This is a genomic window from Burkholderia sp. 567 (assembly GCF_040545115.1).
GTDB lineage: Bacteria > Pseudomonadota > Gammaproteobacteria > Burkholderiales > Burkholderiaceae > Burkholderia > Burkholderia ambifaria.
The window spans coordinates 219184-234327 of record NZ_JBEPLG010000008.1; the positions used below are offsets into that span (position 1 = coordinate 219184).

Consider the following 15144-nt stretch of genomic DNA (forward strand, 5'->3'; position numbering starts at 1 on the left):
CGGCTTCCCGACCTATGAAGATTCAGCTGAAATTCTTTGCAAGCGTGCGCGAGGCGCTGGGCGTATCCGACGAGCAGGCCGACGTGCCCGACGGCGTGACGACCGTCGGCGACGTGCGCGCATGGCTGCGCCTGCGCGGCGGCGCGTGGGCCGAGACGCTCGCCGAAGGGCGCGCGTTGCGCATGGCGTGCAATCACGAAATGACCGACCCCGACACGCGGCTCACCGACGGCTGCGAGGTCGCGTTCTTTCCGCCGGTAACGGGCGGATGAGGGGGTGTCATGGCAACGATACGAATCCAGACCGACGATTTCGACCTGAACGCCGAAGTGGCGGCATTGCGCGCGCGCAATCCGAAAATCGGTGCGGTCGCGTGCTTCGTCGGCACCGTGCGTGACCTGAACGAAGGCGATTCGGTCGCCGCGATGGAGCTCGAGCACTATCCGGGGATGACCGAGAAGGCGCTCGAGAAGATCGCCGCCGAGGCCGGCCGGCGCTGGCCCGGCATCGACGTCGCGATCGTGCATCGCGTCGGCCGGCTGCTGCCGCTCGACCAGATCGTGATGGTCGCCACCGTCGCGTCGCACCGCGGCGACGCGTTCGCGTCGTGCGAGTTCGTGATGGATTACCTGAAGACCGAGGCGCCGTTCTGGAAAAAGGAAACGACGCCGGACGGCGAACGCTGGGTCGATGCCCGCAGCGCCGACGATGCGGCGCTCGCGCGCTGGGGCGTCGAATCGGGCAACACGCCGCGCTGAGCGCGGCATTCGCGTCGTGCGGCATTGTGCCGCGGGCGCTCCGGCGCTCCGGCGTTCAAGCGCCGCGAATCGCCGTGTCAGGCGTCCGGATCGACGCCGCGCCCGATGATCTTCGTCGGAAACGGCTCGCCGCGGGCGCGCGACGGTAGCGCGTCAGGATCATCGCCCGCGTCGCGGCGGCGCGGCGCGACCGCATCGAGCAGCGCCTGCTGCTCGGGCGGAATCTGATAGTCCCAGCCGAAGCGGCTCAGCTGCAGGCTCTGCGCGATCCGCAGCGCGGGTTCCATGAAGCGGATCGCCGCCGGCGGCGCGTAGCGCCCCTCGACGGTCTTCAGGAACAGCGACAGCCAGCGGCTGAAATGCGCGGGCTCGATCCCGTCGAGCGGCTGGTGCGCCTGCTGCACGTTGCCGCGATAGCCTTTGGTGCCGAGCACGAGGCTCGACCAGAAGCTGACCATCTTCGGCAGATGGTCGTCCCAGCGGCCGTCCAGCTTCGCGTCGAATACGGGCCCAAGCAGCGGATCGGCGCGCACGCGGTCGTAGAACGCGTACACGAGGTCGCGGATATTGTCTTCGGTCGGTTCGGCGTCGCGGGGGCGGGCCGGCGCGGTATCGGGCGAGGCGGGCAGGGCAGTCATCGCAAAAAGGGCCGGAAAAATCGGGGCGTTGGCGGAGCCCGTCGGCGCGGCAGCGCAGGGAATGCGCAGGACGCCGGGCGGATTTTGACGCAAAATAGCGTCGACCATTGCCTGAAAAATGCGTGGATTCCATGCATCTTATTGCGCGCAGGCCATCCCGGCAACCCGGCGCCTTCAGGCGCGCCCGCCGGCCGGTCCGGCGCGCGCCGATCGACCTGATTCGCATGATCGGGGCACGATCGATCATTTTCCGTATCCGCTCATGAGACTCACCGACTACACCGACTACTCGCTGCGCGTCATGCTGTATCTTGCCGTGCGCGGCGAGGGGCTCGCGACGATCCAGGAGATCTCGGACGCCTACGGCATCTCCAAGAACCATCTGATGAAGGTCGTCCAGCAGCTCGGCGAGCTCGGCTGGGTCGATACCGTCCGCGGCCGCAACGGCGGGCTGCGACTGTTCCCCGACTCGCTGAAGCTGACGGTCGGGCAGGTGGTGCGCGCGACCGAGAACGATTTCGCGCTGGTCGGCTGCTTTTCCGCCGACGGCGGCGAGTCGCGCGGTTGCGTGATCGAGCCGCAGTGCCGCCTGAAGGGCGTGCTGGCGGCCGCGCGCGATGCGTTCTTCGCCGAACTCGACGGCCACACGCTCGGCGAACTGGCCGAACCCGCGTCGCCGCTCGCCACTCTGCTGGGCATTCGTCCGATCGCGATGGTGCGTGCCGAGCCGTCCGGGGATCACGCGCTGGCCTCCACGGCAGCGCCGTCGAAGGCCGGCTGATACGCCGGCGTTACCCCGCCTCCCGCTGCCCTGTGCCCACGAACCGCTCCGTGTGTTTTTTGCGCTGAATCAACCCGAATTTCGCTTGAAACCCGCATAAGCATCCTCATCTTGGTGTTAATCGAAAATTGGAGGTCTCGACTAAATGAGAATCGACAAGCTCACCACCAAGTTCCAGGAAGCACTGGCAGACGCGCAAAGCCTCGCGGCAGGCCGCGACAATCAATACATCGAACCCGTTCACGTGCTGGCCGCGCTGGTCGCCCAGCACGACGGCTCCGCCCGCTCGCTGATGTCGCGCGCCGGCGTTCACGTGCAGGCGCTGCAAGGCGCGCTGAACGAGGCCATTTCGCGCCTGCCGCAAGTGACGGGCACGGGCGGCGACATCCAGATCGGCCGTGAATTGGCCGGGCTGCTGAACCAGGCCGACAAGGAAGCGCAGAAGCTCAACGACACGTTCATCGCGAGCGAGATGTTCCTGCTCGCCGTGTCCGACGACAAGGGCGAAGCCGGCAAGCTCGCGCGCCAGCACGGCCTGTCGCGCAAGTCGCTCGAAGCCGCGATCGCCGCGGTGCGCGGCGGCTCGCAGGTGCACAGCCAGGACGCGGAAAGCCAGCGCGAGGCGCTGAAGAAATACACGGTCGACCTGACCGAGCGCGCGCGTGCGGGCAAGCTCGACCCGGTGATCGGCCGCGACGACGAAATCCGCCGCTCGATCCAGATCCTGCAGCGCCGCACCAAGAACAACCCGGTGCTGATCGGCGAGCCGGGCGTCGGCAAGACCGCGATCGTCGAAGGGCTCGCGCAGCGGATCGTCAACGGCGAAGTGCCCGAGACGCTGAAGGGCAAGCGCGTGCTGTCGCTCGACATGGCCGCGCTGCTCGCCGGCGCGAAGTATCGCGGCGAGTTCGAGGAGCGCCTGAAGGCCGTGCTCAACGACATCGCGAAGGACGAAGGCCAGACGATCGTGTTCATCGACGAGATCCACACGATGGTCGGCGCCGGCAAGGCCGAAGGCGCGATGGACGCGGGCAACATGCTGAAGCCGGCGCTGTCGCGCGGCGAGCTGCACTGCATCGGCGCGACCACGCTCGACGAATACCGCAAGTACATCGAGAAGGATGCCGCGCTCGAGCGCCGCTTCCAGAAGGTGCTCGTCGATGAGCCGAGCGTCGAGGCGACGATCGCGATCCTGCGCGGGCTGCAGGAGAAGTACGAACTGCACCACGGCGTCGACATCACCGACCCGGCGATCGTCGCCGCGGCCGAGCTGTCGCACCGCTACATCACCGACCGTTTCCTGCCGGACAAGGCGATCGACCTGATCGACGAGGCTGCGTCGAAGATCAAGATGGAAATCGATTCGAAGCCCGAAGAGATGGACAAGCTCGACCGTCGTCTGATCCAGCTGAAGATCGAGCGCGAGGCCGTGAAGAAGGAGCAGGACGAAGCGTCGCAGAAGCGCCTGCAGCTGATCGAGGAAGAGATCGATCGTCTCGGCCGCGAATATGCGGACCTCGAGGAGATCTGGACCGCCGAGAAGGCCGCGGTGCAGGGCAGCGCGCAGCTCAAGGAAGAGATCGAGAAGGTGCGGGCCGACATCGTGCGCCTGCAGCGTGAAGGCAAGCTGGAGAAAGTTGCCGAACTGCAGTACGGCAAGCTGCCGCAACTCGAGTCGCAACTGAAGCAGGTCACGCAGGCCGAAGAGCAGGAGCAGCACAACCCGACGCGTCCGCGTCTGCTGCGCACGCAGGTCGGCGCGGAAGAAATCGCGGAAGTCGTGTCGCGCGCGACCGGGATTCCGGTGTCGCGGATGATGCAGGGCGAACGCGAGAAGCTGCTGCACATCGAGGAAAAGCTGCACGAGCGCGTGGTCGGCCAGGACGAGGCGATCAGCGCGGTCGCGGATGCGATCCGTCGTTCGCGCGCGGGTCTCGCCGATCCGAACCGTCCGTACGGCTCGTTCCTGTTCCTCGGCCCGACGGGTGTCGGCAAGACCGAGCTGTGCAAGGCGCTGGCGTCGTTCCTGTTCGATTCTGAAGAGCACCTGATCCGCATCGACATGAGCGAGTTCATGGAGAAGCACAGCGTCGCGCGGCTGATCGGCGCGCCGCCGGGCTATGTCGGCTACGAGGAAGGCGGCTACCTGACGGAAGCCGTGCGCCGCAAGCCGTACAGCGTGATCCTGCTCGACGAGATCGAGAAGGCGCATCCGGACGTGTTCAACGTGCTGCTGCAGGTGCTCGACGACGGTCGCATGACCGACGGGCAGGGGCGTACGGTCGACTTCAAGAACACGGTGATCGTGATGACGTCGAACCTCGGCTCGCAGGTGATCCAGGCGATGACGGGCGCGCCGCAGGACGAGATCAAGGACGCCGTGTGGATCGAGGTGAAGCAGCACTTCCGTCCGGAGTTCCTGAACCGGATCGACGACGTCGTCGTGTTCCATGCGCTCGATCGCAGCAACATCGAATCGATCGCGAAGATCCAGCTCGCACGCCTGCACGACCGGCTCGCGAAGCTCGACATGGCGCTCGACGTGTCGCCGGCGGCGCTCGAACAGATCGCGAAGGTCGGCTACGACCCGGTGTTCGGCGCGCGGCCGCTGAAGCGCGCGATCCAGCAGGAGATCGAGAACCCGGTCGCGAAGCTGATCCTCGCGGGCCGCTTCGGCCCGAAGGACGTGATCCCGGTCGACGTCCACGACGGCGAGTTCATGTTCGACCGCGTCGTGCACTGAGCGCCGCTGATCGCCCCCCGCCCGGTTCGAGCCGGGCGCGCAAAAACAAACACCCCGCTCAGGCGGGGTGTTTGCATATGGAGCGGCCGAAACCGCTGCCGGGGCCGTCAGCCGCTGCGGTGCGGGCTCAGGCCGGCTTGTTGCCGCCGAACATGCCGGCGAGCTGCGTGAGCGTGCCGAGCACGTTCGACGTATCGACCTGGCCGCCAGCCGGCACTTCGCCGTTTGGAGTTGCGCCGTTGACGACGTGCGGCAGCACCTGCGCGAGGATCGACGAGGCCTGCGACGGATCGATGCCGACCTTGGTCGCGAGCGCGCCGACGACGTCGGAGCCGAGCACGTTCTGCAGCGTGTCGCCCGAGATCGGCTGGTTTTCGCCGGTGCCGACCCACGAGCCGATGATCTCGCCGGCGCCGCCGGCCTTGAACTTCTCGATCAGGCCGTTCAGGCCGCCCGGCTGGTTGTTGATGAATTCGAGCGCGGTCGTGATGAGCGCGCTTTGCGAGTTGCCGCCGGCCTGGCCGCCGATCAGACCGCCAACGATGTCGAGGAGACCCATGGTTCTTCACCTTCACTGAAAAGGGCGCCGCAGCAACGGCGCCCGTTGATCGAAAGCCGCGCGCACGCCGTCGCGCGCGCGGCGCACATCAGGCGCCCGACGCCGCGGCGGCGGAGGCTGCCTTGTCCTTCTTGCTCTTCTTCTTCGAACCCTTGGTCGCCTTCGTGGACGACGCCGCGGCCGGCGCGCTCGCGCCCGCGCCTGCATCGGCGGATGCCGCCGCGGCTGCGGCCGCCTTCTCTTTCTTCGATGCGCGCTTGCTCTTGGCCGGCTTGGCCGCCGCTTCCGGCGCGCTGGCGGCCGGTGCGGTCGCCGTCGTGCCGGTCGGCGTGGTCGTCGGCGTCGATGCGGTGCCTGCCGACGTCGTGGCCGACGGGGTCGCCGACGTCGTCGCGGCCGGCTTCGACAGTTTCACGCCCTTCGGCGGCGTCGACGAGCCGCCGATCGTCAGGCCGTTTTCCTCGAGATGCCCGACCGACTTCGTGCCGAGACCCTTCACGCGGTTCGCGAGATCGTCCGCGTCCTTGAACGGGCCGTTCTTGGTGCGTTCGTCGATGATCGCCTTCGACTTCACGGGCCCGAGCCCCTTCACCGCTTCGAGCGCGGCCTGATCGGCCGTGTTGACTTCCACGGCCGCGGCGAGGCCGGCGGCAAGCGACAGCGACAGCGCGACGAACAGCATCAGCAGCTTTTTCAGCATGGCAAGGGCTCCCTGGTTCTGACGGATGAATGGGCGTTGCAACGGACGACTGGACGAGGCCCGGCCGGGCGTCGCCGTTAAGCATAGGACAAATGCGTGCCCTTTTTAAGACAGGCTATGACCGAATCTTGCTGAAGGCTTGCGCCGCTGTAAAGACGGAAAGCTGCACCGGGCAGCGGTTTTGACCATTCTTTACGGTGTCCGCGATGCGGTCCACGGCGCGGACTGCAAATTATTTGATCTGGCCGTGCGACGATGCTTGACTTAGAGTGAACTCTAACTCCTAACCTTGTTCCTGCCATGTCGAAAACCGTATCCAAACCTTCCGCCGCCGGTCCGCTAACGATCGGGCAAGTCGCCGAACTGACCGGCGTGTCGACGCATACGTTGCGGTATTACGAGCAGGCCGGCCTGCTGCGCGCGATTTCGCGCACGGCGGCCGGGCACCGGCTCTATGCGCCGGCCGACCTTGACTGGCTCGCCTTCGTGATGCGCCTGAAGGCGACCGGCATGCCGATCGCGCAGATGCAGCAGTTCGCGGCGTTGCGGGCACAAGGCGAGTCGACGTTCGGTGAGCGGCGGCGGTTGCTGTCCGCGCATCGCGATGCGGTGCGCGCGCATATCGCGGAGCTGCAGGCGAGCCTCGACGCGATCGGCGACAAGATCGCGTACTACGAGACGCAGGAACGCGAGACGGAACGACGGGCGAAACCTACTCATTCACTCTCTGAACAGGACGGACACCATGGAACGACTCGTTGAAGACCGCTATACGCGTGGCTGGAACAAGCTGAAGGAAATCGACGGCGAAGCGGGCGAACGCGTGGTCGCGGCGCTCGCGCCGATCGCGCCCGACTTCGGACGGCTGCTCGTCGAGTTCAGCTTCGGCGACATCTACAGCCGGCCGCAGCTCGACCTGAAAGCGCGCGAGATTGCGACGATCGCCGCGCTCGCTGCGCTCGGCAATGCGCAGCCGCAACTGAAGGTGCATATCGAGGGCGCGCTGAACGTCGGCTGCACGCGCGAAGAGATCGTCGAGGTGTTCATGCAGATGGCCGTCTACGCAGGATTCCCGGCCGCGTTGAACGCGTTGTTCGCCGCGCACGAGGTGTTCACGCGGCGTGATGAAGCGCTCGGCCGGGACGGCGCGGAAACCGAGGCGGCCGCGCACACGGCGTGATGCAAAGCGTGCCGATGCGTCGCAGTCATCAGATGCGGTGCGGCGCGACGATCCGGTGCTTGGCGATTCGCCGGTACAGCGTCGCGCGCGAGATGCCGAGCGCCTGCGCGGCCGCATCGGGCCGCCAGCGATGCGCGGTGAGCGCCGCGACGATGCGGCCGCGCTCGTCGTCCGGCAGTGCGCCGGCCGGACCGGCACCCAGCTGCGCGGCGAGATCGGCCGGCAGGTCGCGCCGCGTCACGCACGCGGCGTCGCATACCGCGCACGCATAGCGCAGCACGTTGCGCAGCTGGCGCACGTTGCCGGGCCACGGATACGCGGCGAGCTGCGCGGCGAGCGTCGGGTCGAGCGTGAGCACGTGGCCGGTCGCCTGCGCCTCCTCGGCGAACACGGTGGCGATCACGTCGCCCACGTCCGCGCGCTCGCGCAGCGGCGGCAGCTCGAACGTCGCGCCGCTCAACCGGTAATACAGGTCCTCGCGGAACGTGCCGTCGGCCACCATCCGCGCGAGATCGCGGTGGGTCGCGCAGATCACGTCGAGATCGACGCGCACGGGCGTGTCGCTGCCGAGCGGCACGACCTCGCCGTCGGCGAGCACGCGCAGCAGGCGCGTTTGCAGCGTGAGCGGCATGTCGCCGATTTCGTCGAGGAACAGCGTGCCGCCGTCGGCGAGCGCGATCTTGCCGCGCGCGCCGTGCTTGCGCGCGCCGGTGAACGCACCGGCCGCATAGCCGAACAGCTCGCTTTCGATCAGTGCCTCGGGCAGCGCGCCGCAGTTGACCGCGACGAACGGCCGCGCACGCCGCGCGCCGGCGTCGTGGATCGCGCGGGCGAACACTTCCTTTCCCGCGCCGGTTTCGCCGAGCACGAGTATCGGCAGCCGCTTGCTCGCAACCCGCAGCGCGAGTTCGGCCTGCTGCGCGACGCGCGCGTCGCTGCTGTGCAGGAACGGCGTCAGCGCGCCGACGTGGCGCTGCGCGGTGCCGGGTCGGCGGGAGGCCGGGGCGGCCCGTGCCGTGCCGGTTTCGCGGCCCGCACGCCGTAGCGGGGCACGCAGTCGCGCATAGAGCGGCGCGCCGGTCGCGCGCAGCCGCAGCGCGACGATCGCATCGAGCCGCGCGGCGTCGCGCAGCGGCATCTCGGTCGCATCGAAGATCTCGTCGATATGGCGCGGTTCGCGCAGCGCCGGCAGCGCGTCGCGCGCGTGCCGGTTCGCGGCGACGATATTGCCGCATTCGTCGAACGCGATCAGCCATTCGGGCTGCGCCTCGACGTAGTGACGGTTCGGATGCCCGAACAATATCCAGTGCTGCGCGGTGCTGTGCACGAAATAGCCGTCCTCGATCAGCGCCGCGCTCTGGCGCACGAGCTGATACACGAGCCGCTGGCTGTCGCGGCCGTCGGGCGACTGGACGGCCGACGCATCGAGCACGCCGATCAGTTCGCCGCCCGGCGAGAAGATCGGGGCCGCGCTGCAGGTGAGCGTGGTGAACGCCGCGCGGAAGTGGTCGGTCTTGTGCACGGTGATCGGCGCGAGATCGGTCAGCACGCTCGCGACGCCGCACGTGCCTTCCTCGCTTTCCGACCAGCACGAGCCGATGTGCAGCCCCGCATGGCGAAAGTCGTTGCGGCGCTCGCGGTCGATCCGGTAGTCGATCGTCACGCCATGCGCGTCGGTCAGCATCACGCAATAGTCGGCGACCCGAATCATCTCGTGCAGGCGCGTCAGGCACTGGCCCGAGGCGCGCAGGAACGCCTCCTCCTTGTCGCGCACCTCGCGCAACTCGGCCGCGGTCAGCACGCGCGGGCCGATCGACGAAGCGGGGTCGAGCGCGTAGCGCTCGAGCGAGCGCTGCCACGACGACACGAGACGCGCGGAATCGGCCGGCGCGGGCAGGCGCCCGGCGAGCGCGCCGAGCACACGGTCGGCGTGCTGGGCCTGGGGGACGGCATAGGGCATGGTCGGCTCCGGTTCCGTACGGCGGGGATTTCGATGCTCTTGTAGCACATCCGCGGCGGCGGATCACATTGCATCGCAGCACGCGCGCGACCTGAGACGTTCGTCTCACCGGCATCTCAGCCCGTCTCGCGCAGTTGAGACGCGTAGACACACACGGCAACACGGTGGTCGGGAGCGCGGCGATGCGTGCAACGCCGCGATGCGCGTGCGTTGCAGGTCAAACGGCAATGACGATCACGGCGCCGAAGCCGCCGTGTCGACAGATACACCACGTGAGACGCGCGGCCTGTTTCGCTCCGCTTCGCGCCGGCCGGCCGCAGGTGTCGGTGACGTGCGCGCCCCCCGGAGCCAGTCTCCACAAGGGTTTCGGGGACATTGCACACGCGATGGCACGCCGCTTGCAGATAGGACGGGCAACACCGGCGCGATCGCGTCGGCGACGACGATCCGCCGCCCTCGATGACGGCGGACGACACATGAAGGCCGGTGCGCGAGCGCCGGTCCACTGGATGGAGACAAGCCCGTGACGACGCCCGTGACCGTCGGCGTGATCGCGAACCCCGCATCGGGGCGCGACATTCGCCGTCTGACGACGCATGCATCCGTGTTCCCGACCGCGGAAAAAGCCAACATGGTCGTGCGCCTGCTTGCCGGCCTCGGCGCGATGGGTGTCGAGCGCGTGCTGACCCTGCGCGACAAGACGGGCATCGCGTCGCTGCTGATGCGGGCGCTCGACACGCATCGCGCGCTCGCGCCGCACGAACGCTGGCCCGACGTCGAATTCATCGACCTGCCGATCTCCGACACGGTTGCCGACACGCACGCCGGCGCGGCCTACATGCGCCGGAGGGAAGTCGCGCTGATCGTCGTGCTCGGCGGCGACGGTACCCATCGCGCGGTCGCCGCGCACTGCGGCGCGACACCGCTCGTCGCGCTGTCCACCGGCACCAACAACGCGTTTCCCGAACATCGCGAGGCGACCGTCGCGGGCATCGCGGCAGGACTCGCCGCGACCGGCGCCGTGCCGGCCGAGATCGCGTTCGTGCGCAACAAGCGGCTCGTCGTGCGCGGCGTGGCGGGCGCGAACGCGGGGCGCGAGGAGATCGCGCTCGTCGACGTGTGCGCGGCACGCCAGCGCTTCATCGGCGCGCGGGCGATCTCGGGGCCCGACGACATCGACACCCTGTACCTGACCTTCGCGGAGCCGGACGGCATCGGCCTGTCCGCGCTTGGCGGCGCGTGGGCGCCGCTGGAGCGCAGCGCGCCGCACGGGCTCGCGATGCGCTTCGCCGCCGACGGCAACGCGGCCGGCACGCCGCTCGTCGCGCCGATCGCCCCCGGCCGTGTCGATCGCGTCGTGATGCGCAGCTGCGAGCGGCTCGAACAGGGTGCGTGGCAGACGATCCCGTTCGAGCGCGGCACGCTCGCGTTCGACGGCGAGCGCGAGCTCGAGGTCGCGCGCGGCGATCGCTACGAGATCGCGCTCGACTGGCGCGGGCCGCTCACCGTCGATGTGGGCCGCACGCTGCGCTACGCGTCGTCGCGTCAGGTATTGCGCGCCGCCGGCGCGTGGCGCGACTGACGGCAGTTTCACGTTTCACCGACGGCCGCAGGCCGTGCAATCCGTCGCCGGGGCGTTGCCGCGGCGGCATTCGCAGTCAGACCTACCAGGAGACACACATGACCGTTTCGACACAGCTCAGCAGGGACAAGCTGCTGGACGCCTACCGGCTGATGCGCACGATCCGCGAATTCGAGGAACGTCTGCACGTCGAGTTCGCGACCGGCGAAATCCCCGGCTTCGTCCACCTGTATGCGGGCGAAGAGGCATCCGCGGTCGGCACGATGCTGCACCTCGGTCTCGAGGACTACGTCGCGACCACGCACCGCGGGCACGGCCACTGCATCGCGAAAGGCGTCGACGTGCACGGGATGATGGCCGAGATCTACGGCAAGAAGACGGGCGTTTGCCGCGGCAAGGGCGGCTCGATGCACATCGCCGACCTGTCGATGGGGATGCTCGGCGCGAACGGGATCGTCGGCGCGGGCGGCCCGCTCGTGTGCGGCGCGGCGCTCGCCGCCAAGCACAAGAAGACCGGCGGGGTCGGCGTGTGCTTCTTCGGCGACGGCGCGTCGAACCAGGGCGTGATCTTCGAATCGATGAACCTCGCGTCGGTGTGGCGGCTGCCGGCGATCTTCGTGGCCGAAAACAACGGCTACGCGGAAGCGACGGCGTCGAGCTGGTCGGTCGCGACCGACAACATCGCCGATCGCGCGAACGGTTTCGGAATGCCCGGCGTGATCGTCGACGGCTTCGACTTCTTCGCGGTGCACGAGGCGCTTGGCGAAGCGGTCGCACGCGCGCGAAGCGGCGGCGGCCCGACGCTCGTCGAGGTGAAGTTCACGCGCTACTTCGGCCACTTCGAAGGCGATGCGCAGACCTATCGCGCGCCGGGCGAAGTGCAGAAGCTGCGCGACGAGAAGGACTGCCTGAAGCATTTCGAAACGCGCGTCGTGCGCGCCGAAGCGCTGACGACCGACGAGCTGCGTGCCGTCGATGCCCAGGTGAAGACGCTGATCGACGACGCGGTTGCGCAGGCGAAGGCCGCGCCGCTGCCCGATGCGGCCGACCTGCTGGCCGACGTGTACGTGTCGTACCCGTGAATGCGATGTGACACGGCAGTCCCAGCTGGCAGCCGGCACGGCGAACCGAATATCCCAGGAGACAGACATGGCAAGGAAGATTACTTATTCGCAGGCGATCAACGAGGCGCTCGCGCAGGAAATGGCGCGCGACGACAGCGTGATCGTGATGGGCGAGGACAATGCAGGCGGCGCGGGCGCGCCGGGCGAGGACGACGCGTGGGGCGGCGTGCTCGGCGTGACGAAGGGGCTATTCCACAAGTTTCCGGGGCGCGTGCTCGACACGCCGCTGTCGGAGGGCGGCTACATCGGCGCGGCGGTCGGTGCGGCAGCATGCGGGATGAGGCCCGTCGCGGAGCTGATGTTCATCGATTTCATGGGCGTGTGCTTCGACCAGATCTTCAACCAGGCCGCGAAATTCCGCTACATGTTCGGCGGCAAGGCCGTGACGCCGGTCGTGATCCGCGCGATGTACGGTGCCGGTCTGCGCGCGGCCGCGCAGCATTCGCAGATGCTCACGTCGCTGTTTACGCACATTCCGGGGCTGAAGGTCGTGTGCCCGGCGACGCCGTATGACGCGAAGGGGCTGCTGATCCAGGCGATCCGCGACGACGATCCCGTGATCTTCCTCGAACACAAGCTGCTCTACACGCGGGAAGGCGACGTACCTGAGGAATCCTATGCGATTCCGTTCGGCGAGGCGAGCGTCGTGCGCGAAGGCGACGACGCGACGATCGTCACGTACGGCCGGATGGTGCATCTCGCGACCGACGCGGCCGCGAAGCTCGCGAAGGACGGCATCCACGTCGACGTGATCGACCTGCGCACGACGTCGCCGCTCGACGAGGAAACGATCCTGGAAAGCGCGGCGCGCACCGGCCGGGTGGTGGTCGTCGACGAGGCGAACCCGCGCTGCTCGATCGCGACCGACATCGCCGCGCTCGTCGCACAGCGCGCGTTCCGGACGCTCAAGGCGCCGATCGAGCTCGTGACCGCGCCGCACACGCCCACGCCGTTCGCCGGCGTGCTGGAAGACCTGTATATCCCGTCCGCCGATGCGATCGCGCAGGCGGTACTGAAGACGAGGAGCTGACACGATGTCGATTCACATGATCACGATGCCCAAGTGGGGGCTGTCGATGGAGCAGGGGCAGGTCAACGGCTGGCTGAAGTCAATCGGCGAGCGCGTGACGAAGGGCGACGAAGTGCTCGACGTCGAGACCGACAAGATCTCGTCGGGTGTCGAGTGCGCGTTCGACGGCACGCTGCGCCGGCAGGTCGCGCAGGAGGGCGAGACGCTGCCGGTCGGTGCGCTGCTCGGCGTGGTGGCGGCGGCCGACGCGAGCGACGCCGACATCGATGCGGCGATCGCCGAATTCCAGCGCGATTTCACGCCGAGCGCGGCCGCCGACGACGCCGGCGGCCCGCAGCCCGAGAAGGCGCAGATCGGCGGGCGCACGATCCGGTTCCTGAAGCTGGGCGACGGCACGGGCACGCCTGCGGTGCTGATCCACGGCTTCGGCGGCGACCTGAACAACTGGTTGTTCAACCATGCGGAGCTCGCCGCGCACCGGCCCGTGTGGGCGCTCGATCTGCCCGGCCACGGCGAGTCGGCCAAGGCGGTCGAGACCGGCAGCCTCGACGAACTGGCCGATGCGGTGCTCGCGCTGCTCGACGCACAGCATATCGACCGCGCGCACCTGATCGGCCATTCGATGGGCGGCGCGGTCGCGATGGCGGCGGCCGAGCGTGCGCCGCAACGCGTGGCGTCGCTGACGCTGATTGCGAGCGCCGGGCTCGGCGCCGACATCAACCGCGACTACATCGACGGCTTCGTCGCCGGCAACAGCCGCAATACGCTGAAGCCGCACCTCGGTGCGCTGTTCGCGGACCACGCGCTCGTCACGCGGCAACTGGTCGAGGACCTCGTCAAGTACAAGCGGCTCGAAGGCGTGCAGGCCGCGCTGGAGAAGATCGCGAACGCCGCGTTCGACGGCGCGGCCCAGCGGCGCGTGTTCCGCGACCGCGTCGCGTCGCTCGCGCCGCGCACGCTCGTGATCTGGGGCGAGCGCGACGAGGTGATTCCCGCGCAGCATGCGCAGGGCTTGCCGGACGGCGTGCGGGCCGAGGTGATCGCGGGCAGCGGTCACATGGTGCAGATGGAGGCGGCTGCCGACGTGAACCGCCTGATCGTCGCGTTTCTCGGAGACTGACGATGGCCGCCGCGCTCGAACGACCCAGCCTCACCGCGCTCGGCCAGCCGGGCGCGAGGAGCCGCGACAAGCTCGCGCGCATTCCGGTGCGCGTCGAGCCCGCGGCCGGCGCGGCGCTGCCGAAGCCGCCGTGGCTGCGGGCGCGGCCGATGATGAGCGAGGCGGTCGCCGACATGGCGGCCGTGCTGCGCGATCATCGGCTGCATTCCGTGTGCGAGGAGGCAATGTGCCCGAACATCGGCGAATGCTTCGCGCAGCGCACCGCGACCTTCATGATCATGGGCGGGCTGTGCACGCGGCGCTGCCCGTTCTGCGATGTCGCGCACGGCCGTCCCGAACCGCTCGATCCCGGCGAACCCGCGCGGCTCGCGGCCGCGGTCGCGGCGCTCGGGCTGCGCTACGTCGTGATCACGTCGGTTGATCGCGACGATCTGCGCGACGGCGGCGCCGCGCATTTTGCGGCCTGCATCGCGGCGGTGCGCGCGAGCGTGCCGGGCATCGGCGTCGAGGTGCTGACGCCCGATTTCCGGGGCCGCGTTCCCCGTGCGCTCGACGCGTTGTCGTCGGCGTGGCCGGACGTGTTCAATCACAACATCGAGACGGTGCCGTCGCTGTACCGGGCGGCGCGGCCGGGCGCCGACTATCGCGGCTCGCTCGAACTGCTCGCGCGGGCGAAGGCCGCGCGGCCGACGCTCGTGACGAAATCGGGATTGATGCTCGGGCTCGGCGAGCGCGACGACGAGGTGCGCGACACGCTGCGTGACCTGCGTGCGCACGAGGTCGACGTATTGACGCTTGGCCAGTATCTCGCACCGTCCGCGCACCATCTGCCGGTGCGGCGCTACGTGAGCCACGACGCGTTCGCCGCGTGGCGCGTCGAGGGGCTGGCGCTCGGTTTCAGGGAAGTCGTGGCCGGCCCGCTCGTGCGGTCGTCGTATCACGCGGCCGACGTGCTGGAGGACGCGTAGG

15 protein-coding genes are annotated in these 15144 nt (G+C 68.6%); 11 read left to right on the plus strand and 4 right to left on the minus strand.

The features are described from left to right. Positions 1 to 14 precede the first annotated feature (14 nt). A complete protein-coding gene (gene moaD, locus ABIC50_RS23630; protein ID WP_006758354.1) occupies positions 15 to 272 on the plus strand; it encodes a molybdopterin converting factor subunit 1 in 258 nt (85 codons plus the stop codon). A 9-nt stretch (positions 273 to 281) separates the two neighbouring features. Further along, complete coding sequence (locus ABIC50_RS23635) at positions 282 to 758, plus strand: molybdenum cofactor biosynthesis protein MoaE (RefSeq protein ID WP_006755405.1); 477 nt, start codon at positions 282 to 284, stop codon at positions 756 to 758. A gap of 77 nt (positions 759 to 835) precedes the next feature. On the opposite strand, the gene ABIC50_RS23640 is transcribed toward ABIC50_RS23635, so the two are convergent. Further along, positions 836 to 1396, minus strand: a complete 561-nt coding sequence (locus ABIC50_RS23640) for a group III truncated hemoglobin (RefSeq protein ID WP_354167132.1) — start codon at positions 1394 to 1396, stop codon at positions 836 to 838. A gap of 262 nt (positions 1397 to 1658) precedes the next feature. Between ABIC50_RS23640 and ABIC50_RS23645 the strand changes: the two genes are divergently transcribed. Then, positions 1659 to 2177, plus strand: coding sequence for an Rrf2 family transcriptional regulator (locus tag ABIC50_RS23645; protein ID WP_165751533.1), 519 nt, complete (start codon positions 1659 to 1661; stop codon positions 2175 to 2177). 145 nt (positions 2178 to 2322) lie between these two features. Then, positions 2323 to 4920, plus strand: coding sequence for an ATP-dependent chaperone ClpB (gene clpB / locus ABIC50_RS23650; RefSeq protein ID WP_354167135.1), 2598 nt, complete (start codon positions 2323 to 2325; stop codon positions 4918 to 4920). 127 nt (positions 4921 to 5047) lie between these two features. On the opposite strand, the gene ABIC50_RS23655 is transcribed toward clpB, so the two are convergent. Continuing rightward, positions 5048 to 5479, minus strand: coding sequence for a YidB family protein (locus ABIC50_RS23655; RefSeq protein ID WP_105834106.1), 432 nt, complete (start codon positions 5477 to 5479; stop codon positions 5048 to 5050). Between the two features lie 88 nt (positions 5480 to 5567). Beyond that, positions 5568 to 6179, minus strand: coding sequence for a ComEA family DNA-binding protein (locus ABIC50_RS23660; RefSeq protein ID WP_212070189.1), 612 nt, complete (start codon positions 6177 to 6179; stop codon positions 5568 to 5570). Between the two features lie 300 nt (positions 6180 to 6479). Between ABIC50_RS23660 and ABIC50_RS23665 the strand changes: the two genes are divergently transcribed. Then, positions 6480 to 6941 carry a MerR family transcriptional regulator gene (locus ABIC50_RS23665; protein ID WP_011657045.1) on the plus strand — a complete coding sequence of 154 codons (462 nt, stop codon included), beginning with the start codon at positions 6480 to 6482 and terminating at the stop codon, positions 6939 to 6941. Beyond that, a complete protein-coding gene (locus ABIC50_RS23670) occupies positions 6925 to 7359 on the plus strand; it encodes a carboxymuconolactone decarboxylase family protein (RefSeq protein ID WP_011657044.1) in 435 nt (144 codons plus the stop codon). Before ABIC50_RS23665 ends, ABIC50_RS23670 begins: the two co-directional genes overlap by 17 nt. 28 nt (positions 7360 to 7387) lie before the next feature. On the opposite strand, the gene ABIC50_RS23675 is transcribed toward ABIC50_RS23670, so the two are convergent. Further along, a complete protein-coding gene (locus tag ABIC50_RS23675) occupies positions 7388 to 9319 on the minus strand; it encodes a sigma-54-dependent Fis family transcriptional regulator (RefSeq protein WP_354167138.1) in 1932 nt (643 codons plus the stop codon). A 523-nt stretch (positions 9320 to 9842) separates the two neighbouring features. Between ABIC50_RS23675 and ABIC50_RS23680 the strand changes: the two genes are divergently transcribed. The 5 genes from ABIC50_RS23680 (at position 9843) to lipA (ending at position 15143) form a co-directional block, all read left to right on the plus strand. Next, entirely contained in the window at positions 9843 to 10901 is a 1059-nt protein-coding gene (locus ABIC50_RS23680; RefSeq protein ID WP_354167141.1) for an ATP-NAD kinase family protein, read from the plus strand. Between the two features lie 98 nt (positions 10902 to 10999). Beyond that, positions 11000 to 11983 (plus strand): thiamine pyrophosphate-dependent dehydrogenase E1 component subunit alpha, encoded by a 984-nt coding sequence (locus tag ABIC50_RS23685; RefSeq protein WP_011657041.1) that lies wholly within the window; start codon positions 11000 to 11002, stop codon positions 11981 to 11983. Between the two features lie 67 nt (positions 11984 to 12050). Then, entirely contained in the window at positions 12051 to 13055 is a 1005-nt protein-coding gene (locus ABIC50_RS23690) for an alpha-ketoacid dehydrogenase subunit beta (RefSeq protein ID WP_126227995.1), read from the plus strand. A 4-nt stretch (positions 13056 to 13059) separates the two neighbouring features. Continuing rightward, positions 13060 to 14175, plus strand: a complete 1116-nt coding sequence (locus ABIC50_RS23695; protein WP_354167144.1) for an acetoin dehydrogenase dihydrolipoyllysine-residue acetyltransferase subunit — start codon at positions 13060 to 13062, stop codon at positions 14173 to 14175. A 2-nt stretch (positions 14176 to 14177) separates the two neighbouring features. Continuing rightward, complete coding sequence (gene lipA / locus ABIC50_RS23700; RefSeq protein WP_354167147.1) at positions 14178 to 15143, plus strand: lipoyl synthase; 966 nt, start codon at positions 14178 to 14180, stop codon at positions 15141 to 15143. The last annotated feature ends 1 nt before the right edge of the window (position 15144 follow it).

Excerpts from the sequence above, each read along its gene's own strand:
- moaD (WP_006758354.1), top strand. The coding sequence starts at position 15 with ATGAAGATTCAGCTGAAATTCTTTGCAAGCGTGCGCGAGGCGCTGGGC.
- ABIC50_RS23635 (WP_006755405.1), top strand. The coding sequence starts at position 282 with ATGGCAACGATACGAATCCAGACCGACGATTTCGACCTGAACGCCGAA.
- ABIC50_RS23640 (WP_354167132.1), bottom strand. The coding sequence starts at position 1,396 with ATGACTGCCCTGCCCGCCTCGCCCGATACCGCGCCGGCCCGCCCCCGC.
- ABIC50_RS23645 (WP_165751533.1), top strand. The coding sequence starts at position 1,659 with ATGAGACTCACCGACTACACCGACTACTCGCTGCGCGTCATGCTGTAT.
- clpB (WP_354167135.1), top strand. The coding sequence starts at position 2,323 with ATGAGAATCGACAAGCTCACCACCAAGTTCCAGGAAGCACTGGCAGAC.
- ABIC50_RS23655 (WP_105834106.1), bottom strand. The coding sequence starts at position 5,479 with ATGGGTCTCCTCGACATCGTTGGCGGTCTGATCGGCGGCCAGGCCGGC.
- ABIC50_RS23660 (WP_212070189.1), bottom strand. The coding sequence starts at position 6,179 with ATGCTGAAAAAGCTGCTGATGCTGTTCGTCGCGCTGTCGCTGTCGCTT.
- ABIC50_RS23665 (WP_011657045.1), top strand. The coding sequence starts at position 6,480 with ATGTCGAAAACCGTATCCAAACCTTCCGCCGCCGGTCCGCTAACGATC.
- ABIC50_RS23670 (WP_011657044.1), top strand. The coding sequence starts at position 6,925 with ATGGAACGACTCGTTGAAGACCGCTATACGCGTGGCTGGAACAAGCTG.
- ABIC50_RS23675 (WP_354167138.1), bottom strand. The coding sequence starts at position 9,319 with ATGCCCTATGCCGTCCCCCAGGCCCAGCACGCCGACCGTGTGCTCGGC.
- ABIC50_RS23685 (WP_011657041.1), top strand. The coding sequence starts at position 11,000 with ATGACCGTTTCGACACAGCTCAGCAGGGACAAGCTGCTGGACGCCTAC.
- ABIC50_RS23690 (WP_126227995.1), top strand. The coding sequence starts at position 12,051 with ATGGCAAGGAAGATTACTTATTCGCAGGCGATCAACGAGGCGCTCGCG.
- ABIC50_RS23695 (WP_354167144.1), top strand. The coding sequence starts at position 13,060 with ATGTCGATTCACATGATCACGATGCCCAAGTGGGGGCTGTCGATGGAG.
- lipA (WP_354167147.1), top strand. The coding sequence starts at position 14,178 with ATGGCCGCCGCGCTCGAACGACCCAGCCTCACCGCGCTCGGCCAGCCG.